28 protein-coding genes, 1 tRNA gene and 1 pseudogene are annotated in these 26,582 nt (G+C 42.4%); 11 read left to right on the forward strand and 19 right to left on the reverse strand.

Annotated elements, in window-relative coordinates; all coding sequences use genetic code 11:
• Positions 1-4: 4 nt before the first annotated feature.
• Both trmB and JO375_RS21090 read right to left on the reverse strand, forming a co-directional pair.
• Positions 5-718, reverse strand: coding sequence for a tRNA (guanosine(46)-N7)-methyltransferase TrmB (trmB, locus tag JO375_RS21085; protein ID WP_229526301.1), 714 nt, complete (start codon positions 716-718; stop codon positions 5-7).
• Positions 719-822: 104 nt separating this feature from the next.
• Positions 823-1,020: a hypothetical protein gene (locus tag JO375_RS21090; RefSeq protein WP_229526302.1), complete on the reverse strand. Its 198-nt coding sequence runs from the start codon at positions 1,018-1,020 to the stop codon at positions 823-825.
• A 306-nt stretch (positions 1,021-1,326) separates the two neighbouring features.
• On the opposite strand from JO375_RS21090, the gene JO375_RS21095 reads away from it, so the two are divergent.
• The 4 genes from JO375_RS21095 (at position 1,327) to JO375_RS21110 (ending at position 4,999) form a co-directional block, all read left to right on the forward strand.
• Entirely contained in the window at positions 1,327-2,280 is a 954-nt protein-coding gene (locus JO375_RS21095) for a TIGR01212 family radical SAM protein (protein WP_229526303.1), read from the forward strand.
• Entirely contained in the window at positions 2,280-2,861 is a 582-nt protein-coding gene (locus tag JO375_RS21100) for a class I SAM-dependent methyltransferase (protein WP_229526893.1), read from the forward strand. Before JO375_RS21095 ends, JO375_RS21100 begins: the two co-directional genes overlap by 1 nt.
• A 127-nt stretch (positions 2,862-2,988) precedes the next feature.
• On the forward strand, positions 2,989-3,963 hold the full coding sequence (locus JO375_RS21105; RefSeq protein WP_229526304.1) for a type I phosphomannose isomerase catalytic subunit: 975 nt from the start codon (positions 2,989-2,991) through the stop codon (positions 3,961-3,963).
• 25 nt (positions 3,964-3,988) lie between these two features.
• Complete coding sequence (locus tag JO375_RS21110) at positions 3,989-4,999, forward strand: alpha/beta hydrolase (protein ID WP_229526305.1); 1,011 nt, start codon at positions 3,989-3,991, stop codon at positions 4,997-4,999.
• A gap of 63 nt (positions 5,000-5,062) precedes the next feature.
• Here JO375_RS21110 and JO375_RS21115 read toward each other — a convergent pair whose 3' ends face one another.
• The 6 genes from JO375_RS21115 to JO375_RS21140 form a co-directional block, all read right to left on the reverse strand.
• Positions 5,063-5,593 (reverse strand): YfiT family bacillithiol transferase, encoded by a 531-nt coding sequence (locus tag JO375_RS21115; protein WP_229526306.1) that lies wholly within the window; start codon positions 5,591-5,593, stop codon positions 5,063-5,065.
• A gap of 137 nt (positions 5,594-5,730) precedes the next feature.
• On the reverse strand, positions 5,731-7,014 hold the full coding sequence (gene odhB, locus JO375_RS21120) for a 2-oxoglutarate dehydrogenase complex dihydrolipoyllysine-residue succinyltransferase (protein ID WP_229526307.1): 1,284 nt from the start codon (positions 7,012-7,014) through the stop codon (positions 5,731-5,733).
• A gap of 5 nt (positions 7,015-7,019) precedes the next feature.
• A complete protein-coding gene (locus JO375_RS21125) occupies positions 7,020-9,911 on the reverse strand; it encodes a 2-oxoglutarate dehydrogenase E1 component (protein WP_229526308.1) in 2,892 nt (963 codons plus the stop codon).
• Positions 9,912-10,053: 142 nt separating this feature from the next.
• Entirely contained in the window at positions 10,054-10,251 is a 198-nt protein-coding gene (locus tag JO375_RS21130) for a hypothetical protein (RefSeq protein WP_229526309.1), read from the reverse strand.
• Positions 10,227-10,514 carry a hypothetical protein gene (locus JO375_RS21135; RefSeq protein ID WP_229526928.1) on the reverse strand — a complete coding sequence of 96 codons (288 nt, stop codon included), beginning with the start codon at positions 10,512-10,514 and terminating at the stop codon, positions 10,227-10,229. Before JO375_RS21135 ends, JO375_RS21130 begins: the two co-directional genes overlap by 25 nt.
• Before the next feature lie 72 nt (positions 10,515-10,586).
• Positions 10,587-10,660 (reverse strand) — tRNA-Pro (locus JO375_RS21140).
• Between the two features lie 130 nt (positions 10,661-10,790).
• On the opposite strand from JO375_RS21140, the gene JO375_RS21145 reads away from it, so the two are divergent.
• A complete protein-coding gene (locus JO375_RS21145) occupies positions 10,791-11,096 on the forward strand; it encodes a hypothetical protein (protein ID WP_229526310.1) in 306 nt (101 codons plus the stop codon).
• Positions 11,097-11,447: 351 nt separating this feature from the next.
• Here JO375_RS21145 and JO375_RS21150 read toward each other — a convergent pair whose 3' ends face one another.
• The 7 genes from JO375_RS21150 to JO375_RS21180 form a co-directional block, all read right to left on the reverse strand.
• Positions 11,448-11,999 (reverse strand): hypothetical protein, encoded by a 552-nt coding sequence (locus JO375_RS21150; RefSeq protein ID WP_229526311.1) that lies wholly within the window; start codon positions 11,997-11,999, stop codon positions 11,448-11,450.
• 639 nt (positions 12,000-12,638) lie between these two features.
• Complete coding sequence (locus JO375_RS21155) at positions 12,639-12,914, reverse strand: hypothetical protein (protein WP_229526312.1); 276 nt, start codon at positions 12,912-12,914, stop codon at positions 12,639-12,641.
• Between the two features lie 534 nt (positions 12,915-13,448).
• Positions 13,449-13,832 (reverse strand): hypothetical protein, encoded by a 384-nt coding sequence (locus JO375_RS21160; protein WP_229526313.1) that lies wholly within the window; start codon positions 13,830-13,832, stop codon positions 13,449-13,451.
• A gap of 28 nt (positions 13,833-13,860) precedes the next feature.
• Positions 13,861-14,316, reverse strand: a complete 456-nt coding sequence (locus JO375_RS21165; protein WP_229526314.1) for a hypothetical protein — start codon at positions 14,314-14,316, stop codon at positions 13,861-13,863.
• A gap of 244 nt (positions 14,317-14,560) precedes the next feature.
• Positions 14,561-15,622, reverse strand: a complete 1,062-nt coding sequence (locus tag JO375_RS21170) for a DUF4368 domain-containing protein (protein ID WP_229526894.1) — start codon at positions 15,620-15,622, stop codon at positions 14,561-14,563.
• 2 nt (positions 15,623-15,624) lie between these two features.
• Positions 15,625-16,179 (reverse strand): recombinase family protein, encoded by a 555-nt coding sequence (locus JO375_RS21175; RefSeq protein ID WP_229526315.1) that lies wholly within the window; start codon positions 16,177-16,179, stop codon positions 15,625-15,627.
• A gap of 182 nt (positions 16,180-16,361) precedes the next feature.
• Entirely contained in the window at positions 16,362-16,589 is a 228-nt protein-coding gene (locus JO375_RS21180) for a hypothetical protein (protein ID WP_229526316.1), read from the reverse strand.
• A gap of 204 nt (positions 16,590-16,793) precedes the next feature.
• Here JO375_RS21180 and JO375_RS21185 point away from each other — a divergent pair, with 204 nt between their 5' ends.
• Positions 16,794-17,747, forward strand: a complete 954-nt coding sequence (locus JO375_RS21185) for a DUF6076 domain-containing protein (protein ID WP_229526317.1) — start codon at positions 16,794-16,796, stop codon at positions 17,745-17,747.
• 254 nt (positions 17,748-18,001) lie between these two features.
• Here JO375_RS21185 and JO375_RS21190 read toward each other — a convergent pair whose 3' ends face one another.
• The 3 genes from JO375_RS21190 to JO375_RS21200 form a co-directional block, all read right to left on the reverse strand.
• Positions 18,002-18,334, reverse strand: coding sequence for a DUF6061 family protein (locus JO375_RS21190; RefSeq protein ID WP_229526318.1), 333 nt, complete (start codon positions 18,332-18,334; stop codon positions 18,002-18,004).
• Positions 18,309-18,617, reverse strand: coding sequence for a DUF6809 family protein (locus JO375_RS21195; RefSeq protein WP_229526319.1), 309 nt, complete (start codon positions 18,615-18,617; stop codon positions 18,309-18,311). Before JO375_RS21195 ends, JO375_RS21190 begins: the two co-directional genes overlap by 26 nt.
• Before the next feature lie 141 nt (positions 18,618-18,758).
• On the reverse strand, positions 18,759-18,938 hold the full coding sequence (locus tag JO375_RS21200; RefSeq protein ID WP_020432359.1) for a ribbon-helix-helix protein, CopG family: 180 nt from the start codon (positions 18,936-18,938) through the stop codon (positions 18,759-18,761).
• 206 nt (positions 18,939-19,144) lie between these two features.
• Between JO375_RS21200 and JO375_RS21205 the strand changes: the two genes are divergently transcribed.
• The 5 genes from JO375_RS21205 to JO375_RS21225 all read left to right on the forward strand — a co-directional run bounded on the left by JO375_RS21205 (position 19,145) and on the right by JO375_RS21225 (position 25,813).
• Entirely contained in the window at positions 19,145-21,295 is a 2,151-nt protein-coding gene (locus JO375_RS21205; RefSeq protein WP_229526320.1) for an ATP-dependent nuclease, read from the forward strand.
• 6 nt (positions 21,296-21,301) lie between these two features.
• Positions 21,302-22,252 (forward strand): UvrD-helicase domain-containing protein, encoded by a 951-nt coding sequence (locus JO375_RS21210; RefSeq protein WP_229526321.1) that lies wholly within the window; start codon positions 21,302-21,304, stop codon positions 22,250-22,252.
• A gap of 74 nt (positions 22,253-22,326) precedes the next feature.
• Positions 22,327-23,043 carry a 3'-5' exonuclease gene (locus JO375_RS21215; protein ID WP_229526322.1) on the forward strand — a complete coding sequence of 239 codons (717 nt, stop codon included), beginning with the start codon at positions 22,327-22,329 and terminating at the stop codon, positions 23,041-23,043.
• Between the two features lie 682 nt (positions 23,044-23,725).
• A complete protein-coding gene (locus tag JO375_RS21220; protein WP_229526323.1) occupies positions 23,726-24,604 on the forward strand; it encodes a phosphoribosyltransferase in 879 nt (292 codons plus the stop codon).
• Positions 24,605-24,637: 33 nt separating this feature from the next.
• A complete protein-coding gene (locus tag JO375_RS21225) occupies positions 24,638-25,813 on the forward strand; it encodes a DNA-processing protein DprA (protein ID WP_229526324.1) in 1,176 nt (391 codons plus the stop codon).
• A gap of 329 nt (positions 25,814-26,142) precedes the next feature.
• On the opposite strand, the pseudogene JO375_RS21230 reads toward JO375_RS21225, so the two are convergent.
• Positions 26,143-26,582, reverse strand: a pseudogene (locus tag JO375_RS21230) (RHS repeat-associated core domain-containing protein); the annotation flags it as partial.

The following is a 26,582-nucleotide window of genomic DNA, read 5'->3' on the forward strand; positions in this document are numbered from 1 at the left end:
GGGTTTACTTCCCGTACTTTTCAAGACGCGTTTTTTCGTATTCCTCCAAAGCATCTTTGCCGATCAGCACCTCGACACGATGAATATGCATGCCTTTGCCCATAAATTTTTGCTCATATTCTGTCATGACATGCTCTTCGTTAATCCCCTCTCGATGAAGGTTCAGCGAAATATTCGTCATCTGCAGACCACTGTCGGCAAATGAATTCAGGGAAAACTCGAACAGTGTCTGCGAATCTGTTTTAAAATGAATTTGTCCTCTGCTGTTCAAAAGCTGACGGTACTTGTCCAAAAAGCGCGGATGCGTCAAACGACGGCGCGCATGCTTGGTTTTAGGCCAGGGATCGCTAAAATTCAGATAAATGCGTTCAATTTCTCCAGGCTCAAAAACATTCTCGATCTGCTCAATGTTTGCCAGTGCCAATTTGATATTGGGCGGCGTATCAGCCTCTGTATCGCTCCAGGCCAGACGGGTCTTTTCCGTGGCACGGCGTACCAGCTCATCATACATGTCAAAGCCAATATAGTTAATGTCCGGATTGCGATAGCTCATTTGGCTGATAAATTGTCCCTTGCCCATGCCAAATTCCACATGTATCGGACGATCATTACCGAAAAGCTGCTGCCACTTTCCTTTATACTGCGCCGGATCCAAGATGACCAGGTCCTGTTGTTCTTCCAGGCTTTCCCTTATTCCTTTTCTTCCACGTAAACGCATGTTACTCCTCCATATACTCTGTTATCAAGGAAAAAGGAACTCCACCCCCGCTTGAAGATACGGAAATGAAATTCCTTTTTCAATATATTTGGATTGGGGTCCAACTAATTTAATTGTTCATAGTCTACCTTATCAGCAGGTGAAAAATCAATTGTCTTTTGGCAAGCGGCTCTGATTTTTTGACGTGCGGAAGTTCCAATCTGGCGATCCTGTCCAAAACGGACACCGGTCAGCGCCAACGCCTCATCAAAGGTCAACTCAACAGTAACTTTATCCATACGCGTTTTATCCTGCATATTCATAAAAGACCACCTCACGGGTTATTTAGTAATGGAACCGACGTGCACTTACCCTAAAGCAGGCGATAGAAACAGCATAGCTACACTCCTGAAAAATGGCTCATTTGCAATGGAATTCTTCGTTTCCAGGATCGAAATCAGTTTTTATAACGTATGTCTGGTACCGCTTACAATATAACATATCATGTAACATTTTTCAATCCTGAACCTATAAAACCCGCACTTCTTACTGCCTTCACGGTCAAGTGATTCCCATCCAAGACTAATTTTTGTTACAATAAGGTGATCGTTAAAAAAAGGAGTACACCTATGAAAACAGATTTGTTGCCTGCTCCTCTCCTATGGGGAGATAAACGTTTCCATACCTGGAATTACGAAATGCGCGAACAATTTCAAGATAAAGTGTTCAAAGTTATGCTGGATGCAGGTTTTACTTGTCCCAACCGCGACGGTTCCATTGCCAAAGGCGGCTGCACTTTTTGCAGTGCACGCGGATCGGGGGATTTTGCCGGACGCCGCCGGGATGATCTGGTCACCCAGTTCAATACGATTCGGGAACGTCAGCATTTAAAATGGCCGAGCGCCAAATATATAGGTTATTTCCAAGCCTACACCAATACGTACGCCCCGGTTGAGGAACTGCGGGAATATTTTGAGGTTATTCTGGAACAGCCGGGAGTTGTAGGTCTGTCCATCGCTACCCGCCCTGATTGCTTGCCCGACGATGTCGTGGATTACCTTGCCGAGTTGAACGAGCGCACGTACCTTTGGGTCGAAATGGGACTGCAAACCGTCCATGAATCTACCTCGGAGCTGATCAATCGTGCTCATGATACTCAATGCTATCTGGATGCGGTGGAAAAGCTGCGCAAGCGCAATATTCGCGTGTGTGCTCATATTATCTACGGTCTGCCGCAGGAAACACATGAAATGATGCTCGATACAGGACGCGCTGTAGCGGCTATGGACGTGCAGGGTATTAAAATCCACCTGCTGCATCTCATGCGCAAAACGCCAATGGTCAAGCAGTATGAGGCAGGCTTGTTGCGGTTCCTGGAAAAGGACGAGTACGTCAAGCTGATCGCCGATACCCTGGAGTTTCTGCCGCCCGAGATGATTGTTCATCGGCTGACCGGAGATGCCCCCCGCGATTTGCTGATAGGTCCTATGTGGTCACTCAAAAAATGGGAAGTGCTTAACGCCATTGATGATGAGCTGAAATCGCGCGATACATGGCAAGGAAAATACTGGAGGCAGCCTTAATGGGATTTCTGTCCGTCTTGAGCTATGCTCATCAATTGGTGGCTGCGCGCGTGCAGCCAGGTGATACCGCGATAGACGCCACCGTCGGCACAGGAGCAGACACGCTGTTTCTGGCTAAGGCCGCTGGCAAGCGCGGACATGTCTACGGCTTCGATATTCAGCAGGAAGCGTTGGAACTTGCCCGGCGGCGGCTGGAAGAAAATACAGCCTCCTCAGTGGCAGAGGTATCCCTGCTGTTACAGGGTCATGAACAGATGAGTGAGGCCATCCCTGGCAAGCTGCATGGCAAGGTGGCTGCGGTGATGTTTAATCTCGGCTATTTTCCGGGCGAAGGCGCCGATCCATCCGTCATCACGCATACGGACAGTACGCTTGTCGCGCTGGAAGCGGCCCTGCAACTGCTTCGGCCACGGGGCATTCTGACTGCCGTATTGTATCCGGGGCACGCCGGAGGCAATGAAGAGGCAGAGGCCGTTGTTCAATGGGCTGCAGCTCTTCCGGTCTCCACCGGTCAAAGCATTATTTACCGTCAATTGCAACGCATGACCTCACCCTATATGGTGGCGGTTGAAAAAAAATAGAATATCGGCTTATCCAGTCGATAGGTACAGGTTATGAGCGGCTTTTTTCCAGCCGCCTTACATATATCATTTTTGAGAATTGCAAGTCTGCTAGGCACTCATTATTCATTTATGGAGGAGAGAATTTATGCTGAAGCCATACCCGCTGCAATTTCAACCTGAATTTAAGGAAAGAGTCTGGGGAGGACGAGCATTAGAGCAATTTGGTCTGACCCCGCCAGAAGGGCATATTGGCGAAGGATGGATGATTGCCGATCATCCGAACGGGATAACAACCGTTATTAATGGCGAGCTCGCAGGCAAAGGCTTGGACGAAATTCGTGAAACCTACGGACAGGAATGGCTTGGAATCAAAGGAGTATCGGAAAAAGGCGGCCGCTTTCCGCTTCTGATCAAGCTACTGGATTGCAATGATGACTTGTCGGTTCAGGTCCACCCGACAGACGATTATGCAGGGCTTCCCGAAGGAGAATTAGGAAAAACCGAAATGTGGTACGTGCTGGATGCCAAGCCGGATGCCAAAATCATTTACGGTTTGAATGAGGGCGTGACACGCGAAAGCCTGCGTGCGGCTCTGGAAAGTGGAAATATCCTCGACAGCTTGCGCCAGGTTCCTGTTGAGGCAGGCGATACATTTTTCATCCCTGCTGGTACCGTCCATGCACTATGCGCAGGTGTTGTCGTTGCTGAAATCCAGCAAAACTCGGATACGACCTACCGGTTATATGACTACAATCGTCCTGGACTGGATGGCAAGCCTCGTGAATTGCATATTGAGGATTCCCTCAATGTGACATCTTACGAAGGTGCAGGCGCAACAACGATGAAAACCGGCGGGTTGCAGCCAGGTGAATGGCTCCAGCTTGCAGCTTGTGAGTATTTTGTCGTGGAAAAGGGTATCGTAGATGGAAGTTGGACACTTTCCACTTCAGATGACAGCTTCACGATTCTCGTCATTTGCGAAGGCAGCGGTACGATGACATGGGACAATAATACTTCGTCCCTCTCCTGTAAGGCTGGAGATTGCTTCCTGCTCCCTGCCAATTTGAGCGGTTACACGTTGAATGACAAAATGACCGTACTTAGATCTTATCTTCCTTAAAGCTTAAAGGGTGTGATGTCTAATCATGCGGGAATACACCTTTACTATCGTTGAAAACGACGGCACCGAGCTTTTTGCCTGCCGCTGGCTGCCTGATCTGCAGATGACCGTAAAGGGAATTGTACAAATTTCACATGGCATGTGCGAGAGATCATGCCGCTACATCCAACTGGCCGAAAGGCTCACAGCATGCGGCTACGGTGTGTATGCCAACGATCATATTGGCCACGGGTACACGGCTGGTGATCCTGATAAGCTCGGTGTGACGGGAGCAGATGCATTCAACCGGATGGCCAACGGCATGCTGGAGCTAGGGGAAATTGTGGCTAAGGAGTTCCCTGATCTGCCGCGTTTTTTGCTGGGCCACAGCATGGGGTCCTTTTTAACCCAGAAAATCATGTATGATGACAGGCATACGTTTCACGGGTTCATGCTGTCGGGAACGAACGGGCCGCGTGGTCTGCTCAAGCTCGGAGAACAGGTTGCCCTGCTGCAAGCCAAGTTCCAGGGAATAGATCACCGAAGCATGCTTCTTAATGCAATGGTCTTTGGCGGATTCAACCGTTCCTTTCGTCCCGTGCGCACAGCGTTCGATTGGCTGTCCCGTGATCCAGAAGAAGTAGATCAATTCGTGAATGATCCATTATGCGGGGCCATCTGCACGACAGGCTTTTTCATTGATTTTTTCAGGTTACTGCAAGAAATCCACTGGCCTGCCTCGTTGGAAAATATTAACCCAAAGCTGCCAGTCTATATATTTGCCGGGGATCGTGATCCGGTAGGATTGTTCGGTAAAGGTGTATTGTCACTAGTAGATATGTATCGTAGCCTGGGACTTCAGGATGTGGAGTATCGTCTCTACCCCGGCGGTCGCCATGAAATGCTGCATGAAACCAACCGCGACGAGGTAGTGAAGGACATCCTAGACTGGCTAGACCGTCATGTTGACGTAAGAGGAACCTCTGGCTCCGTCTTATCCGGTTCATCTGAGACAGAAACATTCTACACATCAGCTTCGTCCCAACCATCCTTATAAAAATAGAAAAAAAAGCCTTCAAATCCACCTTGATGTGGGTTTAAATGGCTTCTTTTTTGTGCATCACCATGCATTCCGTTCTCTCAGGGAGGTAATATGAGCTACATGATGTTTGCCATGCCAGGCATAGATGCCGATATTACGCTCAAGCCGGATCGCCTCTCCCGATTCAGGATGAATAAACGTTCGATGCAACTGATCTTCTCCCAATGATTGCAACACGATGACCCACCGTTCATGCAGCCCTTCCAGCAATTGTAGCGAGGGTTCCAGCGGAAGCTTGCTTGCGTCCGGCATTTCGGCCCAACGTCCCTCATCGTATGGCTTGATTGTAGGTGTATCCTCCGTCAGTGCCAGCTTAAAACGGATATAGCTGTTCATATGGCTGTCTGCCAAATGATGAACGACCTGTCTTATCGTCCAGCCCTCTTCACGATAAGGCGTGTCTAGCTGCTGCTCATTCAATCCCTCGACCGCCTGACGAAGCTGCGAAGGCAGCTCGGCAATGTCGTGAATCCATGTCAGAAGGTGCTCTTCTTTAATGGCATCCGGAACGACGAATGACCCAATCGGGTAGCGCAAATCTTTGTCCAAAGCAGTCTCCGCCCTTCTCTTTTCATTTAGGTGTGTATCAGTTATAAGTCTTCAAGTATAAATGATGCAGGAAAAAAAGCAGACCCGCAAGAGCCTGCTTTTTTCTACACATCATGCCTGAACCAACTGGAGCATGATTATCCCTCAAGCAACAGCGATTCCGGATCTTCCAGCAATTCTTTGACCGTTACCAGGAAACGAACGGCTTCGCTACCATCGATAATCCGATGGTCGTAGGACAAGGCGATGTACATCATCGGACGATTTTCCATACGCTCCTCATCAATGGCAACCGGACGAAGCTGGATTTTGTGCATTCCCAAAATACCTACTTGCGGCGTGTTCAGAATTGGCGTAGACAGCAGGGAGCCAAAAACGCCTCCATTGGTAATGGTGAAGGTTCCGCCTTGCAAATCTGCCAGAGAAAGTGAGTTAGAGCGTGCTTTGCTAGCCAAGTCTGCAATGCTTTTCTCAATCTCGGCAAAGCCGAGACGGTCAGCGTCCCGTACGACAGGCACGACCAAACCTTCCTTGGCAGATACGGCAATCCCGATATCATAGTATTTTTTCAGTACGATATCATCGCCGTTAATTTCGGCATTTACAGTAGGGAATTGCTTGAGAGCGCCAACCACTGCTTTCGTAAAGAAGGACATAAAGCCCAGCCCTACGTCATGCTTCTCCTTGAACTTATCTTTACGACGTTTACGAACATCGAGAATGGCAGTCATATCCACTTCATTAAACGTTGTCAGCATAGCGGCTGTTTGCTGTGCTTCAACAAGGCGCTTGGCAATCGTCGCTCTGCGACGGGACATCCGCTGGCGCTCTACAGGCTTGGTGTACTCCGTTTGGGACGGGGACGAAGCCGCAGGCTTGTTGGAAGCGGGAGACGCAGGCGTAGTCGATGCCGCACGCGCAGCTTCGCTCGTATGTGTTCTAACATCGCCCTGGTAGACACGTCCAAGCGGGTCCTTGCTCTGTACTTGCTCCAGATCAATTCCGCGTTCACGCGCCAGCTTCCGGGCGGATGGAGATGCCGTCTGTCCACCCCCGTCAGTGCTGGACAAGACAGGCTGTGCGGCTTTTTCCGCTGGTGCAGATACCGGTGAAGCTACTGCAGGCGGTGCATCCGGCACTTGGGTCGCTGCTGCTTCTCCGGCACCGGATATTCCTGCATTACCATGGCCGCTGCTGATCAAGCCAACTGCTTCACCGATAGCCACGGTCTCCCCCTCCTGACGAAGGATTTTCTGGATTACGCCCGCTTCTTCTGCACTAATTTCCAGGTTGACCTTATCTGTTTCCAGCTCCAGCAGAACATCCCCCTGTCCTACGGAATCTCCTTCCTTCACAAGCCATTTGGAAATTGTTCCTTCCGTGATGGATTCTCCCATTGCCGGTACTAAAATATCGCTCACAGCCGCTACCTCCCCAATCTAATATTGTTTTTGGAATCCTGCTTCAACGCTGATTGAATAATTCGCTGTTGTTCTAGGCTGTGTACTTGTTGATAACCGCTCGCTGGACTGGAGCGTTCCGGTCTGCCCGCGTAGCGAATTTCCGCTCCTTGTGGCACAACATTGCGCAGACGAGGCTCAATATAGCTCCAGGCCCCCATATTTTTAGGCTCTTCCTGAGCCCATACGAATTCTTTGACAAGCGGGAAGCGGCTGAAAATATTCCGGATTTCCTCTTCCGGGAATGGATACAGCTGTTCTACACGAATGATGTGCAGACGCTCCTCTGCTTCATTTTTCTCCTTCTCCAACGCCTCTTCCAGATCAATCGCAATTTTGCCACTGCACAGTACAATCCGCTCTACACGATCAGGACGTGCACCCAGACCAGGCTGCTCCAGCACAGGACGGAATGCTCCTTTACTGAGCTCGGAAGCAGGTGAAGCAACGCGGCTGTTGCGAATCAGGCTTTTCGGCGACATCAGCACAAGTGGACGCGCCTCCTCACTATCGCTTAATGCAGCCTGACGGCGCAGCAGGTGGAAATACTGGGAGGCGCTGCTCAGGTTGGCGACAGTCCAGTTGTTTTGTGCGGACAACTGGAGGAAACGCTCCAGCCGTGCGCTGGTATGCTCGGGCCCTTGTCCTTCGCTGCCATGCGGCAATAGCATCACCAGACTGGATTTCTGTCTCCACTTGGCGCGTCCAGCCGATATGAACTGGTCGAAGATAACCTGCGCACAGTTCGCAAAATCGCCGAATTGCGCTTCCCAAATGACTAACGTTTCAGGGGAATACACGTTATAGCCATACTCAAAGCCGAGAACCGATGCCTCAGATAAAGGACTATTATGAATACTGAACGAAGCGCGTGCTTCCGGCAGTGTATGCAGCGGGCAGTGCGTCTTGCCGGTTTCAGGCTCATGCAGCACGAGATTGCGATGAGCAAAGGTCGCCCGCTCCGCATCCTGACCCGTCATACGAATCGGCTTGCCATCTGCGAGAATGGTAGCCAAGGCCAGCGTCTCCGCCAAGCTCCAATCTACCTTTTCGCCCTCGTTCAGTGCTGTTTTTCTACGCTGTAAAATTCGATCCAGCTTTGGATATACATGAAAATCCTTTGGCCATTTAAGCAAGTTATCATTAATTTGGCGCAGCTTTTTCAATTCCACCGCAGTGCGGACTACAGCGCCCTTATTTTTTCTTGCCTTAACAGGAGTTATTTCAGGCTCCTCTTCCTGCTGATTTTTTACATGCTCATGCGCTTCCTTCAAGCGGTTTTGCACCTTTTCAATCAGGCCGGCACCGAACGCTTCATCCACAATGCCCTGCGTCATCAAATTTTGAGCATACAATTTGCTCACCGTCGGATGACTCTTCACCTTGCGATACACCAGCGGCTGGGTGGTTTCCGGATCATCAGATTCATTATGACCATAACGGCGATAACCGATCAGATCGATCAGGAAATCCTTTTTGAATCGATTGCGGTATTCACCAGCCATACGAGCTGCTGCGATGCAGGCTTCAGGGTTATCCGCATTCACGTGTACAATCGGAATTTCGTAGCCTTTGGCCAGATCACTGGCATAACGGGTCGAACGTGAATCAACACTCTCTGTCGTAAAGCCCAGGCGATTGTTCACAATAATATGAACCGTGCCACCATTACGGAAGCCGCGCAGATTGGTGAAATTGAGTGATTCTGCCACGATCCCTTCACCCGGGAAAGCCGCATCACCGTGCATAATAATGGTAGCTGCCTTGCTGACATCCAGTTGCGGATAGCCTGCTTGACTGCGATCTTCCTGTGCTGCGCGGGAAAAACCTTGTACGACCGGATTTACATACTCCAGATGGCTTGGATTATTCGCCAGCGTCAGTCGGGCCTGTACGGCTTCCCCATCCTTTACAAAACGATCTGCACCGAGATGGTACTTCACATCACCAGTCCAACCGTAGTTAATTCCGGTAGAGCCCTCCGACGGGTTCAAATCCTTATTCGGTGAATGATGAAATTCAGAGAAAATTTTGCTGTAAGGCTTGCCCAGCACATGAGCCAACACATTCAAACGGCCCCGATGCGCCATCCCCATCAGAACGTTGCTCGCTCCTGCATTTGTCACTAGTCGAATGATTTCGTCGAGCACGGGGACAAGCACATCATTGCCCTCAATAGAGAAGCGCTTCTGCCCAACAAACGTTTTGTGCAAAAACTCTTCGAACTGTTCGACTTCTATCAATCTGCCTAGCAACGCCTTGCGTTCCTGTGTTGTGAGCGGCTTGGAGGACCAGTCGGATTCCGCATAGCTGTTCAGCCAGCGCCGTTCCTCCTCATTGTGAATGTGACTAAATTCATAGGCAATAGGGCCCGTATATGCTGCACGCAACCGTTGAATCGCTTCCCATCCGTTGAGTGTTACAGCAGGAGCGTTATCCCATATTAAAGAGGCTGGAAAAGCCTTTAAGTCCTGTTCAGTCAAGCCGTAGGCTGCTGGATCAAGCAAGCGTGTATCCTGCTCGGCATCCAATCCCAGCGGATCGATTTGGGCGGCCAAATGTCCGTATTCACGGATGTTCCACACCATTCTCCCCGCTGTAACCGCTTTCTGTAATGTGTTTGGATCAAGCTGCCCCTGAGCGCCTATAGGGGGGGACTGTAATTTGTAGTCTATCATGGAAGCAGCCGAGTATTCGGATTGCGGTGGCTCACCCCATTGATCAAACAGCTCGCGGTAAGCCGGATCAACCGCTCCGGGGTCCGCTACATACTTTTCATACTGGTCCTGTACATAACCTAGATTAGGTCCGTAATACGTCTCCCAAGGTACCTTTCTACTACTCTCTTCCATTGTCATCTCGTTCCCTCCGTCAAATTTTGAAATTCATAGCTGGACGGAAATCATTTTCATTTTGTTTTTCATTCATCCTTAAATCAAGTTGTTCACAATATGCTCACATTATATGAAATCCATCATCAAAAGTCGAATTTCACAGTTCTTATTCCTCTTCCATTGTATAAACTTTTCTAGCTGCGAGCATTTCCTTTTTCTCAACATATCCATGCGCAAATGAGATCAATCGGGCTATTCCACCTATGAAAAAAGCACCTGAGGTAGGATATGGTGTCAGTCCCATCCCCCACCCTGGCGCTTTATCATACAATTCACCGATCACCGTATCCATTCCTTTTCCCATATTTCATTCTGCCCCGCATCCAGCTTGCCATACCCGATATTTACACGAATCGCAACAGGGAACAGGAATACAACATCCTGCTGCACAATTCCAATCTGACGACGCAGAAAAACAAGCGTCAGATTGCTAGTATCCAATCCATCAATCTTAATGCTGCGGCTTCGCCTCAGATTATTTCGCGTCAATAAGTCGTCCACCACGTAATTTACTGCGAGCGACAAACCCAGTAGAAACAAAAGCCAATAAGGTCTATAATATTCCAAAAACGGACTCCAAATCATAAAAAAATGCCCGGCAGGCGCAATATTTGCGTCAGCAGGACATTTGAATTGTAATCGGAGTAGCGGGATTCGAACCCACGACCTCACCCACCCCAAGGGTGCGCGCTACCAGGCTGCGCTATACCCCGATAAACCAGTGTATGTAGATCAATGCTGTTATTTATCATTATAATCTGGTCATAAAAACCTGTAAAGGCATCATTTAGTTTGAATGATACGAAAAATATGAGCCCAAAACTGAGATCACAGGAGCTAATCATGCACAGCAAAAAAATAATCATACTCGCAGCCTTACTTCTTTTAATACAGTTAAGCGTTCCTGTATGCTATACCTTTGCACAGCATAACTTTGTCATAGACCGGGAAACGAAAGAAAGATTAATGGAACAGTATGGTTTGGAAGAACCGGAACCCCCTACATCAGAACAGCAACGAGGCTTATTATTCAGAGGTGATTTTGGTTTTAGCCCTTCTGCTGGTGCTGTGATGCTGGAATTGACCATCTTAATTCGCAATCCACTTGTATTCATCAGTCATCAACTGATACACTCGTTGAAATTATAAGTTTTTTCTATTTAAAAAATTCAATGATATAGAATACAAGGATCATTCTTTCGTAGTAGTTGTGGGCTAACCGCTCAATAATCTCCGTGACAACTTGCAAAACCTCTCCTTCTAGTTCCCCTGCCAGTTGTAGATCGTGGGTGCAAAAAAGCACCTGAAATCACCATAAAGGTTTTTCAAGTGCTTTATAAGTTTGTTTTAAGTTGCTCGGGCAGTTACCCTTTGTAGCTTTGATAGTGCCATAGAGTACACTCGTTACAACTGGTTATTGCTAGAGCAAGCGAGAATTAGTCTCGTTTGTAGTTTGATAAATCCCCTTCTCGAAAAAACGGAATTTTTCATCTTTCCTTATTATTTAGTTGCAGGAAAATTATTCTTGATTGGTGGAGTATAATCCCAACTTATCAATTTAATATGGTATTTATCAAGTAATTCATCTGCAAGGATTATTCCATTACTAGTTCCTATGCCGTTTTTTTCAATAAGCAGAGCATCAGGAAAGAAATGCTCATACTTCCTAGAATCCCCCAAATCCCCCATGTAGTAATTTGCACTTCCTGGACTATAGTATATTTCCTTTGTATTATTGACTTTTAGTAACGTTATTTTTTCATTTCCGCTAGCTAATCTTTCCTTCCACTTGCGATATTTCCCTTGACCTTCATTTGAACCAATGCCATCATATTCGCATATTAACGTATCTTGAATAACCTTTCGTTGCCCGTTAATTTCATATTCCAGACGAAAGGGAAATTTCCCATATGTGATTTCAGGCTGAGGAGGATTTGGCTCTAATTGAATTCCTATGAATATTAGAAGCCAAGGTAAAGCAATGAACACTATGATTGCAAATGCCAACAACAACGGAATGCTTAGTAATAACAATGTTTTTTTCACTTTCATTTATACCCCTCCTGCTTCAGAGCCGTCTTTTCTCTGACGAATGCCTTCACTTGTTCTTTACTAAACCGTACCATGTACGTCATACTCTCAACCCGTCTTTCTTTTATTCTAATCGATTACGTTTGAAAATTTACAGAAACTATTTTACAGACTTAGAAAAAACCTTGGAAGGATACTCCCCTCACAAGGCTATTTACCAAATCTAGTTGTCTCCATGTTAATACAGAATGCCTCTGATGCTCTGCCCCGCCAGCTTTAGGCTTCGCTTTTAGTGAGAAACTACACAATATAAAAAAGAGTATGCTTAGAAGATCGGTATACTCTTTCGGTCTTTCTATGTATGTCTTGCAGTTTTATACTTCTTGCTTCGTTGTCGCCTTTCTTTTCTTCATCAACTCTCTATGTCCCGCCAAGCTCAATTTTATTGTCAGAATACGAAGAATAAACCCGTTTAGGCTATATATCTAATCCGATCCAATACGTATAAAGTAAATTAAAAAATTTGTAGATGCATTACATAGGTGATGTATGCTGCTGGTTGAATGATAGAATGATAGCTTTAGTAGTACTGGGTATTGCTCCATCAGAAAAGAATTACCACATGGAGTTGTTACACTCGCATGTGGTAGGAATTAAACTCTATTTTAACATATTCAACCAACTAATGATTTTTTCTTGCATGAATTCTGTTGCCTGATCAGCCAAGTAACATGTATACACATCGTTAATTATATTTATTGTTGTTTCATCTGTTGTTTCAAATAAATTGTCAAGCCCTTCTCTCCATTTTGACCAGTATGTCCAACACCATTTGGCAAAATCAGGATTAGGGAATTCATTCTTTCCCTCACTGAGTAATGTAAGCAACTCTTTTAGGTTTTCACGATTATATTGTATAGCGTCCAAGTTGTTCAAAGAACTATATCTCCTATCTTTTAACAATTTTAGTCAACGTGGAATCCAACCAATAATAGCATTTCGATTAATATACTGAAATACTGAAATTTCTTTGTCGAGCATCGCATAGGCTGCAGCTTTACTATAATCATGTGCAGTAAGAGTCCATAACCCATACGGATTTTTGGCTTCTAGATCTTGTCTGTTAACCAGTCTTTGTAAATCCTTACCGTTAATAGCCCTGTAAATAATATGATCGTTATCTTTGTTTTTTCTATGCTTTCCTTACTTAAATAAGTTAATCCTAAGTACTGGGCTTTACTACGATCAATATCTCTTGGCTCTCACCAAATGGGGAAGCACTCAATAACCCACCTAAAACAATACCAGCAGCCATACCAAAGGGACCACCTTTACTGCACACAAATTGCCGTAATAGTCGTATTGCTGCTGCAATTTCTAAACGTGCCGCCCAATTTATTCGGCACTGGGTGGGGGTAAAAAAAGACCCTGAGGAATTCAGTCCTCAAGGCCATAGTAAATAAGTAAAAGCTATACATTTTTGAGTACTTCATATTTTTTAGCTAGTATCCACCCATTCAAACCATATGAAGAAGATACCACAAAATATACGTATTGTTCTCTTCTTAGCTTTTCTGTTAGTTCCTCGATGTTATAATAATCAATTGGCCAACAAGAATTTTTTTGTTTCTCCAATAATTCACGGTTATCATTGATAAATTGGCTCAACTCATATTTATCGACATCTAAAATTATGCTACCTTCTAAATGTGTTTCAAATAAGTGAGCTAATACATCACTAAAGACTAGTTCAGTAATTGATGAATCTGGATATTGAATAGTACTAATAATAATCTTTTGATTTTTCAAATCAACTTCATAAGAAATTATTTCACTATCGTGAATATTTGACACTTACTTAACCTCCAACTCGTAATTATTACTATTGCCTAGGTTTTTTCTGAGTCCAATCCCACTCATGTCTATGTGGGAAAGTATGAGTTCCATCTGCGTTTGAATGGTCATAATCAATATCTAATTGTGCTCTTCCATCAGACCCATAATATCTTCTTTGTGTTAGAACACCATCCTTATTATATAAATCTACTGAGGTATTTGGTTCACCCTTTGGGTTTAAATTCCTTCCGGTTACAATTTTATGATTCTGATATGGCTCTCCACTTCCCCTTCTTAGTTCAAAAACGTCGCTTGATGATATTCCTTTACTACTATACCTCCCTCTACCAGCAGATCTTTCAGATTCTCCACCAATCATTCCACTAGCAGCTATCTCAAGAACTTCCGCATCTGTCCAATCCTGATATGCACTTAACAGCTGTTCTCTAGCCCAATCAGACTTGCCAGCACTATTCTTATAGGCACTCGTTCCCGTTACCAAGTCATATAAGTAATTGTACTGGTTTGCACCTCCAAAGATAGATTCAAAATCGTATCGTTTCCGTATGAAGTCCTTGTATACCTGATAATACTGATTCTTTTTGGAATAACTCGCTTTGAACCTGGCTTCATTTAGTAATATTCTAAGTTCTTGATAATCAGTGGTTTCAAAAGAGAAGTTTCCGCTCGGGTCAACATACTTCAGCGGAGTAATCTATTTTTAACGAGGTAAGAACCTCTGTTGTTTACGAAATTAGACCGACGAATCGGTAGTAAATATCAATGCGCTGTATACGCTTGCCATCCACCTTCTCAGCATCATATACAACAACCTTATCAATCAGTTCATTCAATATTGGTTTCGTTAATTCCTTCATATCCGTATACTCTCGTACCAGTTCCAAAAATCGAGTCGTATTTTCTCGCTTGCTCTCGGCTTGTTGAAGCTGTTCCTCCAGCAGCTTGAGCCTCTCCTTCAATTGCGCTTGTTCTACTGTAAAATCTCGTGACAACGCCACATATTGCTCGTCTGTGATTTTTCCTAAAGCATTGTCTTCATACAGCTTCCGTTGAATCGTTTGCAGCTCACTTCCCCGCCTAACCAGCTTATCCCGCTCTTTAATTGCTGTTCCCCACTGCTTCTTCTGCTGGCTCTGACTCATGGTCGCCACCATCTCCACAAAGGTGCTTTCCTGCTCCCTGGCAATCCAGGCATGCCGCTGAATATCTGCCAAAACAATCTCGTAAATATCCATGTAGCTAATGTAATGAAAGCTGCAATAGGCTTTGCCGCGCGTTCTGGACTGGTTGCATGCGAAGCTGCCGCGTCCACCTTTACCACCAGCCGTTTTACTACTGCCACCACGAGCAAAGGATAGCCCTTGTCCACAAGTCGAGCATTTCAGCAAACCCGCAAAAATTTGGTGCTTGCCCTCCTTCGTTGGGCGCTTCTTTACGCGAATGACCTTCTGCGCTAAAGCAAAGGTTTCTTCGTCAATGAGCGGCTCATGCGTATGCAGAACCTCAATCCATTCCTCTTCTGGTACCGTGACGGTTTCTTTTCGCTTAAAAGAAGGCTTCGTCGTCTTATGGCTCACCATATGTCCCAGATGCACCTTGTTCTGGAGAATGACCTTGACGGTTGTTGCGCCCCAATCATACGGATACTTGGTGTTGACGACCTTCAAGTAACGCTGATGCTGTTCGGCTAGGTAAGCACGTGGGGTTAAAATGCAGTCTGCTTTTAACAGCCTGCCGATTTTGTAAGGACTGTGACCTTCGACTGCTAATCGAAAAATACGTTGCACAACTACCCCGGTATTTTCATCTGGAACCAGCTTATGCTTGTTCTGTTCGTCCTTCCGATAGCCATAAGGAGCAAAAGCGCCTGTATAGTCCCGTTTAAAGCCCGCTGTCGATAGCCGCTCTTGACCTTTCGACTCGTATCGCGGACAAACCATTCATTGAACAGGTTGCGCAGCTCCATGAAGTCGTCTTCACCTTTGGCAGTGTCAATATTTTCACTGACAGCGATAAAGCGTACCTGATATTCAGGGAAAAACACCTGAATGCACAAGCTGGTTTCAATCTGGTTACGCCCTAAGCGGCTCAAGTCCTTCACCAGTACAATGTCAATGTTGCCGCTCTCAATATCCTGCTTCATACGCTGGAAATCAGGGCGGTCGAAGTTCGTGCCACTCCAGCCATCATCCACATAAATATCCGCTACTTCAAAGCGATGCTCTTTGGCAAAACGCTGGAGCAAAATCTTTTGATTTTCAATGCTCATACTTTCACCACTCTGCTCATCGTCCCAACTGAGACGACAATAAATGGCTGTTCTTGTTCGCTGCTGTTTCTTCATCCTCCATCCTTTCCCAGCAACAAATCGGCTGATTTCAGTATAATGGATTTCCAAGCCAAATTCCTGTTCTTTCCACAAATAGCGTAGCGAGGAACTTCAAACGTTGCTCCTTCAAAATAATGGACAGCTCCACTGAAAAATCAGGGAATCTTGTGGATTCCCAAAAAGTAAGTCCATGTGTCCTAATGCTGCTCGTCTTCCCATTTTCGCAGAACAAGCCGCCTGATTTTGTCCCTGAGCGTGTCCTTGCCGATGTAGCAGCTTTGCACGATGTATATCGTTTTCCCAAGCTGTACCTTGCGTTGCTGCAAGTCTTCTACGGAATGATTGCGAAAACTTATTTCCCTTTGGGTTACTCCAGTAGGAACAGACGGTGAAAACAGCGACAGCCGCTTTTGCTCATCAATCATGCATGCCCTCCTCGCTACGCTATTCAGTTATCCAAAGAACAAGCTACTACTTCGCTTCTCCTTTCTGAAACATTAAATAGACAATTAAATTAATTATATAATTATTGTCTATTTAATTATCATGCTACACTTCACTTGACCTCTTGTCAACGTAAACATATAATCACTTTAAATATTATTTGATTGTCTAAAAAGAGGTGCGACATGAGTTATACCTTTGAAATCTATATTGCCGATGGTCAGGAGCATTTCCTCCACGGCCCTGCTGGTCATATTAAGCATACGCACTATCCATTGTCTCAAAGCGTTCTGGAGTGGATGGAACTTGACGTTAAGCCGATCTACGACATTACAGAGCGCCTGCAAACTGATCTACAGCAACTGGCAACGGAGAAAATAAAACGGCTGGAAAAGCCGATCATGGAAGGGCTGGCTTTGCTGAACAGCTACCATCCGTATTTTGCTTATTTACGCTTAGAATGGACAGAACGCCTAAAGCAAGCGCGGCAACAAGCGTATGTTAATATGGAAAATATGCTTGCTTCTGACGAACTGATACAACTACCTAAAACACTTGAAAAAACACAGAAGCAACTCCGAGTACTTTGGAATGATGTACTGGATGTAGATGTAGCTGATGAGCCGATTCAAGGGAAGCTAAGCAGGTTCTATACAGCTAGTAGCAACAGTTCCCCACGCTTTGCCTTTGGATCATTACAACTTCGCTATGCCCTAATGGAGGAAGGGACATTTACAGAGGTGCTGAAGGTTCGGAGCCTGTTGGATATGCCTGACTTTTTCGTGCGTGAATGTCTTCGCCGTGAGCTGCCTTTTCGAATATGTAAAAATTGTGGTCGCTACTTTGTACTGAGCCGAAACAAAAATGCGGAATATTGTGAGCGTCCATTCGCCATCCCTACAAAAACCTGCAAGGAAATCGGCGCACTGAACCAGTGGGAACGAAAAAAGGCTGATTCGCCAGCGCTCAAAGCATATACAAGGGAATATAAACGACGCTTTGCCTGGATTCGATATGGAAAAACTACAGAAGATATTTTTTATCAGTGGGCTGAGCTTGCGAAGCTCAATCGGGATGCTTGTCTGCGTGGAGAGATCACTGTTGAAGCTTTTTTAGAGTGGTTAAAAATGGACATGTAGCATATAGAAAAATACTGTGGAAATGGTGGGGGTATCAGGGGCACACCCCTGACAAGCGAATTTGGGAGACCAAATTCAGTGCTTGCTACAACACGAGACAGTCGTCTCATGTCGTTTTTGACATTTACCAGCCGAGAAAAAAAGAGAAGCGAACAAGCAGCATTTCGCCTTCAACAGTACCCATTTGAAATTAAATGGACTGAAGTTTACTGCTACATTCGCTTCTCTTATTCAACACATAGTCAACATCTCACTTAATCTCTGTACATCATCATTTCTCTGGCAATCGCTTGCGCATAGGTTTTGTCTTGGAAATGAATCGTAAGCTGATCCTCCAAGTCATTTTGTTGCTTTAAATACTCTCGACTGTACCCCTTAGCAAATTGCTTCAAATCGCCTTGAATGACAAGCTCAGCGAATGTATAGGGTTCCTTTTCCTTCATCCATCTTAAATAGGAACGCGCCTCTGGAAGCATTTCTATTGAATTTTCAATTTCATAGCAGGGATAGTGGTAAATAATCCCCTCCGCACCAATAACGGTTAGTATGTCGGTATTATCATCATAATGGCATGCTCGAATTTGCATCTGGAATCAACTCCTCCCGATTGCTCATGACCTCAATAAGCAGGTTCGCTCCAAGCCTGAAACCGTGAAGAAAGGCAGCTTCCACATGCATACTACTTGCGCTATCGCACAGGTCAAAATATTCCTCAAGTTCACGAAATACTTCCTCACCTAATCGTTCACGCCACTGCACCGTCTGCGCTGACACTTGTCGGCTTACAGAGCGGTATTCCGGCTGAGACGGAACAATGATCTCGTCGGGTTTAATTTGTCCGCGATACAGGGCTTCCAAAATGGTTTTCATGTTCATCCTCCCATTTATTATCATCGCATCGCTTGAATGAGATTCCTGCACATGGTAGGATATTTATGCAGTCTGCTTATTCAAGCGGTTGCGGGATAGGAAGTAGCGATGTTCTTCGTCGGACTCACGCTGCTTCCTTCTTTATTTTTGGAGCTCGTCATACACCTTTTCAATCCCTTTGCGCACAATTGCAGAACGTGACGTATTCAGCTTTTCAGCGGAGGCATCAAGTTTGCTCATTGTTTCCTCATCGACACGAATCTCAATTGTTTTGCTTTTGGGCTTGTCAGATGGAGGACGCCCCATCTTTTTAGAGGACATCTCTTCACCTCGCTTTTTGTCCTGACAATAATATATTATTGTCAGGACAAAAAGTCAATATAATCCTTTATTATCACTCTGCCTTTTTATAAGTTCAACCATAATGGATTGACATGGATTTTTTTAGGAGGTTTATTCCTGCGATTGTCGAATCATTAAATTATATGAACCATTGGGACAGATAATAGCGAAAGGGAGGCTTTAATGTGTATTTAAAGTACCTGCAAATAGTTAATTATAAAAACTTAAAAAATGCTAGGTTTAATTTTTCTCAAGGGGCAAATACAATTATTGGAGAAAATGATTCAGGAAAATCGAATGCGGTAACTGCATTACGACTACTATTAGACGATTCGTATTACTACAATAGTAAACGAATGAAAGAAAGCGACTTTGCCTATGATCTCGGAGAATGGCGAGGACACTGGATCATAATTTCTGTGGTTTTCGTAGATATATCATCCGTTGATAAGCAGACAGAGGTTTGCTCTGAAATTGTACCTGAAGATGAAAATCAAATTTTCCTCAACTCATATATTAATAGCGGTACTGGTGATATTGGAACAGTTACACTTTTTATCCGTCCGCTAAAGTCTGTACGCAAGAAATTGTATGAAGCACAAACAAAGGAAGAATTTGAAGATTTGCTTAAAGAAGTTAAGCTATCGGACTACGAATTTTATTACACCTCGCGTTCCCAAACGGATTTTACAGACCCTACGGTATACAAGACAATAGTAGGTGATTTTGAGACAGGAACTTATAGTAATCCCGATGATGATGACACGGCTATTTTGGGAAGCAAGTTAAACATTACTGATGTTCAGAATCATATTACCGTTATGTTTGTAGATGCTTTGCGGGATGTAGCAAATGAAATGCGAAAACCAAGGAATCCTATCAGAAGAATAGTAGAGGCTATTGAAGCTCAAATCGATCCAACTGACATTGAGAGAATAAAAGATAATATTAATCAATTAAACCTATCAATTTCAGAGGTAAAGGAAATTGGTCAAATAGGCACTCAAATTAACTCCAAACTTATGGATATGATTGGGATGGTATACTCCCCTGAAATCGCATTAGAGTCGCAATTAAATGATGAAATAAATGCTTTATCAAGATATTTATCCATAAAACCTTCTAACCAAAACGATATGGAATTGTTGGGACTTGGCCATCTCAATATGATTTATATGGCTTTAAAACTAGTTGAGTTTAAATTCAACCGTACACGTGAGCTTATTAACATCATGATTATTGAGGAGCCCGAGGCGCATATTCACACTCATATACAAAAAACTCTTTTCGACAACTTGAAGTTAACTAAAGATTATACTCAAGTGATTATGACCACTCATTCAGCCCATCTTTCGGAAGCATCTGAAATCAGTAAAATTAACTTAATTAAAACTAAGGGAGTCGTGTCTCATGTAATGCAACCCATTGAGAAACTTGATGACTTTGGAGAAAATAAGTTACGTTTGAAAAACTTGAAATTATCTGAATGTATTGAGAGGTACTTAGATGCCAAACGTTCGGTACTCTTATTCTCAAAAGGAGTTCTACTTGTCGAAGGTGATGGTGAAGAAATTTTAATACCCACCTTGGTCAAGAAGGGATTAGGCGTTTCCCTAGATGAACTTGGAATTGGGTTAATTAATGTAGGAGGTACAGCATTTGAGTACATTGCATCTTTATTTGATAATGTGAGAATTCAACGGTATTGCTCCATTATTACGGATAGAGATATTCAGGCGGTTGCTGAAGATAGCTCACATTACAGTGAAAATGCCCAAAAAAAAGGAGAAACCAGGAAAACAAAGCTTGATGGTTTATTTTCCACAAATCCGTGGGTATCCACCTTTTATGCTACTAATACCTTTGAAATTGAATTTGCAAAGTATACAAATAATAAATATTTTGTGAAAGACATAATTCAATCCCTTTATACTCAAGAAACGACTATTAATCGACATAAAGAGGCACTAAAAACTGGTGGAAAGGACTGTGCTAATAGTGTTTTAACTTTAGCAAATTCTATTGGCAAGGGATGGTATGCCACGCTACTAGCAAATACGGTAGATGAATCTGTAGAGATTCCCGAGTACATTCAAGATGCAATTGCATATGCGTGTCAAGAGGTAGTTACGATAGACATAAAATTAAAAATGGTAAGGTATTCTCTGACCTTTTATCCAGATAGCAATTTAGCAGCACAGGATATTCTCTCTGATATAACTTGCATTCAAAATTTAAAGGATAAAGAAAATGTCATCGAGAAATATTGCAATACATTCCCAAAAGATCAACCTGCAATATTTATACAAAAAATTGATGAAGTTTTCTTGTGGTGATAACAAATGGACAACAGGCACTTATGGTTCTTAAATGACTTGAACCCCAAACAGAAGCAAATTTGTACATGTGATAAAAACTTAATACTAACAGCTTGCCCAGGTAGTGGTAAGACTAGAACCCTCACATATCGGCTAGCGTATCTAGCAACTATTTATTCAACTTCTAATAAATTGAATTTGGCAATTACATATACTAATCGTGCATCAGAAGAAATAAAGAGTAGACTTTTAAACTTTAATATTGATTTACGGAATGTATGGGCAGGAACCATACATCAGTTCTGCTTAGAATTTATTATTAGACCCTACTCAATGTATTCAAAGCGAATTAGCCGCGGATATCGAATCATTGATGAGTTTGTACAAAATAGATATACCAGCGAAATCTGCAACCAATTACAAATCCGTCTTAGTTTTGGTCAGAATCCGTTTGCATATCCTGCAGTTGTTAAAGAATATAACAAAAGACTGGAAGAAAACAAAGAAATTGATTTTAACATGATATTACAATTGTCACATGATTTGTTGAGTCAGAATAGTTTTATTCGTAAAAATCTATCCAATCTATTGCGGAGCGTACAAGTTGACGAGTACCAGGATACCCATGAACTGCAATATCATATATTAGGCAGTATATTTCGTGAAAATAATGCAATACGTTACTTTTTCATTGGTGATATAAATCAAGCTATATATGGTGGTATTGGGGGGAGAGCCAAAAACAAAGCCGAATTGGACAGTTTATTTGGAACCAACTTCGAGGTAAATCATCTAGACGGATGCTATCGTTCGACCCAAAGAGTTATTAATTTCTATTCAAATTTCCAAATCGCTTCTTCAGTTATTTCTTCAGAATCAGAACTTAGGGATACGAAGGGCATAATAACATATGATAGGCTCACGAATAAAAATGATATCTCCAATAAATTGCTGCAATTATCCATAATCAATTAGAGTCTGGAGTTCTTGAAAATGAAATATGTGTAATTGCACCACAATGGTGGTTACTTTATCCCATTAGCAAAAAATTGCGGGAGTTATTACCAGATGTCAGTTTTGATGCGCCGGATATGACACCTATCAAATATGATCCCATGAATGTTTTTTACTTAATCTCACAAATTAAGTTTACCAAGCCAGGCAGAAATAGTGATTTCCGAAAAAGGATTGCAAACGAAATTATCTCTATTTTATCGAATGATTATAAATTAGCCCTTCCTGACTACGTAGATTGTTATTCTGTTTTGAAATCTATTAATGGGGCAAGAATATGCGAAAAAAACGGAATAGAGACATTTACTAATACGGTTAAATCACTAGTATCACTGTGTAAGATTGATATTGAGCAAGAAACGTATCTGAAAAAAACATATACTGACTTTTTAGATAAGGTTAATGATAGAATTGATAATTATAATTTATCAATTGATATGAATTCTTTTAAAAAATATTTTCAAAAGAAAAAGGGAGTCGTGATTAACTCATATCATGGAGTAAAAGGAGAAGAGTTTACAACAGTCATTGCATTTGGATTGCTAAATGGATATATACCCTATTGGGATTTAGTATATGGTGACGTTAATAAAAGAGCTGTTGAAACATCGAAACTGCTGTATGTTATATGTTCTCGAGCAAAGGAAAATTTGCATTTGATTTCTGAGCAAGGTAGGACTACCCGAAAAGGCGATCCTCTCACACCAACTGATGAATTAGTAAGATGGTGTTCAGAATTTGCTCTTGATTGAAAATGAATTTTAAAAATACGATACAAAAAAAATCAGTACCCCATTTGATCATAAATTTAAGAAGAATCATCGCCCTGTAATTTACTTACTTTTATTTTCTTTTGAATTGCCCTATTTTCTTCGGCTATTAGGCAGTTTCAACACGAGCTACTGTCTCGTGTTGTAGCAAGCACTGAATTGGGATACCCAAATTCTATTTTTAGATGAATACACTAATTCATCCGCATATTCCATCTCCGTGATGAAGCATGTGAGGTACTGCTTACTGTTAGTTAGACATGGAAATTAATAACGATGTGGTCTATTAGCAAAATAAATGAGGGAAATCCCCTTTTTTTGTTTCTATATTTGGATAAATTTCGATATAATCAATATCGAAGGTGCAAAGAATGGCTATAATTCAGAGATCTCTCCATCTATTAGGTATCATGGACAATTTTTATTCTAAAAATTGTCCATGATACCTGTATACTCATTAATTACTAAAAAGCATAAAATTACTTCCATTAACTAAATTCTCAGATTGAGTTTGTAAGCTAACATGTCATGTGTCTTGAAAAGAGGTTTTTCGATGCCAAAATTCTAAACGCTTTACATATTTGCTTAACCATCTAAAAGTTTTTTTACTGGTTTTGGCTAATTTCCTAGAGATCATAGCTCTATTAAAAAGGGGATTCTTAATATGATTAATGAAACTATTACTCGTAGTAGAAGTGAATTTAAGGTAAGCGTATTTGAAAATGAAAATGGTGGTATCACTATAGTTACTTATTCTAAGAAATGGGCATCGTTTATTAGCTGTAAACAAAATGCTTTTGTATCCTTGAGTCCCAAAAAATGGAATGTAACATCTAAAGGAAACTACTCACTTTGGATACCTAAAGAGAATTTAGACTCAAATGTGCTGAATCAATTTGTTGAGTGGCTACATGAAGTCAACTCACATTTATGGTTAAGTTTAAATAAAAATTTAAAAGATGATTTTATAGATGAACTAGATTACTGTGTGGCAGCTGATTGGAACATTTCGTTTGATACAAAGGAACGCACTGAAGTAGGAGAGGCAGAGTATCAAATCAAGTATCAATATCCTAAAGGTAAAATAGATGACGAAACAGCAAAAATTTATGCAGTAACATTAACGAGTGCTGTTATGAAATGCTCTAAATACCTACCGATTATTGATAAAGAGAATTTGCTAATTACTACTATCCCTTCTATTGAAGAAGAGCAAAATAAACTCTCATGGGCTATGGCTAGATTTATTCAGTCCCAGATCGGCGGTTTATTCTTAACAGGAACTTTAACAAAAGAAAAACCAAAAACTAAAACATTATCAGTAAGTGATAAAATAAGTTTATGGAAGGGTATCTACGCTAATAATGATAACATTAATTTGTCCCAAACTGTTGAAGATAAAGATGTAATTATTGTTGATGATCTTTACCAATCGGGTGCGTCAATCTGGACTTTCGCTGAATTTTTAAAACAACAAGGATGTCGTAATGTTATGGGTTTAGTAGCCGTTAAATCCCAAAGAGACAGTGACAATAAGAATTAAATATAAATTATGGGTTGATTGAGGTGAAAAGTAGTGCGAACACTTACTAATGATGCTTTGGCTACATTGTTATTAACGTCAAATTTGATAAAGCAAAATGAAGTTAAAGCTTTTACTCTTCTTCAATGGAATAAATTAGCTCGTCAAATAAAAGATTCAACATATAAAAGCCCTGCTGAGTTATTTAATAAAACAAGTTTAGCAATGATGAATGATCTATTTTTGGATAAAGAAACTGCTGATAGAATCGTTGTACGACTTGAGAAAGCTGAGCTAATCTTGAAAGAATTAGAAGTGCTAAATTCGCTAGGAATATCTGTTGTTACTAGAGCAGATAGTGACTATCCAAGATTTTTGAGAATGCGATTAAAGGAACAATCACCATCCCATTTTTTTTATTCTGGGAATATTAAAAATTTAACGAAGCAGGCAATAGGTATGGTTGGTTCCAGGAATGCTGATGAAGAAAGTTTGGAGTTTACAAGAAATTTTGTAAATGACGCTTCGAACGAAGGGTTTGCCATTGTTTCAGGAGGGGCGAAGGGTGTTGACATCACTGCACAAGAGGAAGCAATAAAATCGGGAGGTTTTGCTATATCTTATCTACATTCTGATTTAGAAAAATGGGTACGAAAAAAAGAAATCAGAAAACAAATAGATGAGGACCGCTTAATTTTGCTATCTTCCGTAGAACCAAGAGCTAGGTTCCAAGGGTTTAATGCAATGGCCAGAAATAAATATATTTACTGCCAATCAAAAGCTACTGTAGTTGTGGCATCCTCAACATCCGGGGGGACATGGGAGGGTGCTAAAGAGAATATTAAACAAAAATGGGTACCAATATTTGTTCGCGAAGCAAATAAAGCCTTGGAGGGAAATAAGGCGTTACTTGAAGCAAACTCAAATAACCCTTATGTCAGGGCTTTGAAAACTCAGTTGAAATACGATATTAAGGGTCTACTCTTAGAATGTGATTTTGAACATATTAATAATAACCAAACTAAAAAAACAGAAAAAAACAGCAATGATGCATTTAATTTAGTTGAGCCTAGTCTAAAAGAATTAATGCTATCAAACAAATCACATCGTGAAATATGTAATGAATTAAATGTAAATTCAGAACAAGTTAATACGTGGGTGGAAAGAGTAAAAAAAGAGCTAGTAAGGAAAAATAGGAATACCGAGGTTATTCAAGATAAGTTGTTTTAACTTTTGTCCAGCACATTGAGTACGTAGTATAAAAATCCTTTCTGGGAACTCCTGTTGCTAATCACGTAACTTGACGTCTATTGTTAATCAATAGTGACATGAAGCCACTTACTTGATTCTATAGTGCGCGGCGTAGCGGTCCTGCAATGCTAGAATAACGTTTGGGTGGCGAGAAAATCGTTTGCCAAGGATGAAGTAAATGCTTCAAGGCCTTGACAGACGATTTTCCACATTATCTAATGAGAATAAAAGTGACTTTCTAAAGAATACGTCCCCTTTAAATCCTTAAATTTTCGTACTTTGAATGCTATACCTCGTAAAAAACAAACCACTGGATTGTTCGTCACATACGTATAAAGATTCAAACTCAGCGGATTGTCAAGCTCTCCTTCATACGTATCCTATTAATAAACCTTCCACTATCAGGATCATACCATCTGGCGCGCAGGTATTGTAATTCCGTTGTATCATCCAACAGTTCGCCAGAGTAACGGAATGGATTGTGGACTTTTTCTTCCTTGACCTCTTCATTGCCCCAAATATCATATTGATATTGATTCAGCAAGGCTCCAGTGGAATCCCTGATCTCAATAATATCTCCGTGACCATTATAGACCGGATAGGCTTCTGTTTGATCCGCATAGGCTATGGCCTCTAATTTCAGACCGCGAATATAATTGGCTTTTAAAACAGGTTTTCCATTTTCAATCGTAGCTTCTGCTATGATTTGCGCACTGTTTCCATCATAGTAGTATCGGGTATGAATGCC

Origin of the sequence: Paenibacillus farraposensis (assembly GCF_020736845.1) — a bacterium.
GTDB classification, from domain to species: domain Bacteria; phylum Bacillota; class Bacilli; order Paenibacillales; family Paenibacillaceae; genus Paenibacillus; species Paenibacillus farraposensis.

Bases quoted from the DNA above. Each gene is read 5' to 3' on its own strand.
- JO375_RS21105 (WP_229526304.1), top strand. From the start codon at position 2,989: ATGCTGAAGCCATACCCGCTGCAATTTCAACCTGAATTTAAGGAAAGA.
- JO375_RS21220 (WP_229526323.1), top strand. From the start codon at position 23,726: ATGATTAATGAAACTATTACTCGTAGTAGAAGTGAATTTAAGGTAAGC.
- trmB (WP_229526301.1), bottom strand. From the start codon at position 718: ATGCGTTTACGTGGAAGAAAAGGAATAAGGGAAAGCCTGGAAGAACAA.
- JO375_RS21195 (WP_229526319.1), bottom strand. From the start codon at position 18,617: ATGAAAACCATTTTGGAAGCCCTGTATCGCGGACAAATTAAACCCGAC.
- JO375_RS21180 (WP_229526316.1), bottom strand. From the start codon at position 16,589: ATGATTGATGAGCAAAAGCGGCTGTCGCTGTTTTCACCGTCTGTTCCT.
- JO375_RS21145 (WP_229526310.1), top strand. From the start codon at position 10,791: ATGCACAGCAAAAAAATAATCATACTCGCAGCCTTACTTCTTTTAATA.
- JO375_RS21095 (WP_229526303.1), top strand. From the start codon at position 1,327: ATGAAAACAGATTTGTTGCCTGCTCCTCTCCTATGGGGAGATAAACGT.
- JO375_RS21190 (WP_229526318.1), bottom strand. From the start codon at position 18,334: ATGCAAATTCGAGCATGCCATTATGATGATAATACCGACATACTAACC.
- JO375_RS21125 (WP_229526308.1), bottom strand. From the start codon at position 9,911: ATGACAATGGAAGAGAGTAGTAGAAAGGTACCTTGGGAGACGTATTAC.
- JO375_RS21090 (WP_229526302.1), bottom strand. From the start codon at position 1,020: ATGAATATGCAGGATAAAACGCGTATGGATAAAGTTACTGTTGAGTTG.
- JO375_RS21110 (WP_229526305.1), top strand. From the start codon at position 3,989: ATGCGGGAATACACCTTTACTATCGTTGAAAACGACGGCACCGAGCTT.
- JO375_RS21200 (WP_020432359.1), bottom strand. From the start codon at position 18,938: ATGTCCTCTAAAAAGATGGGGCGTCCTCCATCTGACAAGCCCAAAAGC.
- JO375_RS21175 (WP_229526315.1), bottom strand. From the start codon at position 16,179: ATGAAGAAACAGCAGCGAACAAGAACAGCCATTTATTGTCGTCTCAGT.
- JO375_RS21185 (WP_229526317.1), top strand. From the start codon at position 16,794: ATGAGTTATACCTTTGAAATCTATATTGCCGATGGTCAGGAGCATTTC.
- JO375_RS21130 (WP_229526309.1), bottom strand. From the start codon at position 10,251: ATGGGAAAAGGAATGGATACGGTGATCGGTGAATTGTATGATAAAGCG.
- JO375_RS21150 (WP_229526311.1), bottom strand. From the start codon at position 11,999: ATGAAAGTGAAAAAAACATTGTTATTACTAAGCATTCCGTTGTTGTTG.
- JO375_RS21210 (WP_229526321.1), top strand. From the start codon at position 21,302: ATGGACAACAGGCACTTATGGTTCTTAAATGACTTGAACCCCAAACAG.
- JO375_RS21100 (WP_229526893.1), top strand. From the start codon at position 2,280: ATGGGATTTCTGTCCGTCTTGAGCTATGCTCATCAATTGGTGGCTGCG.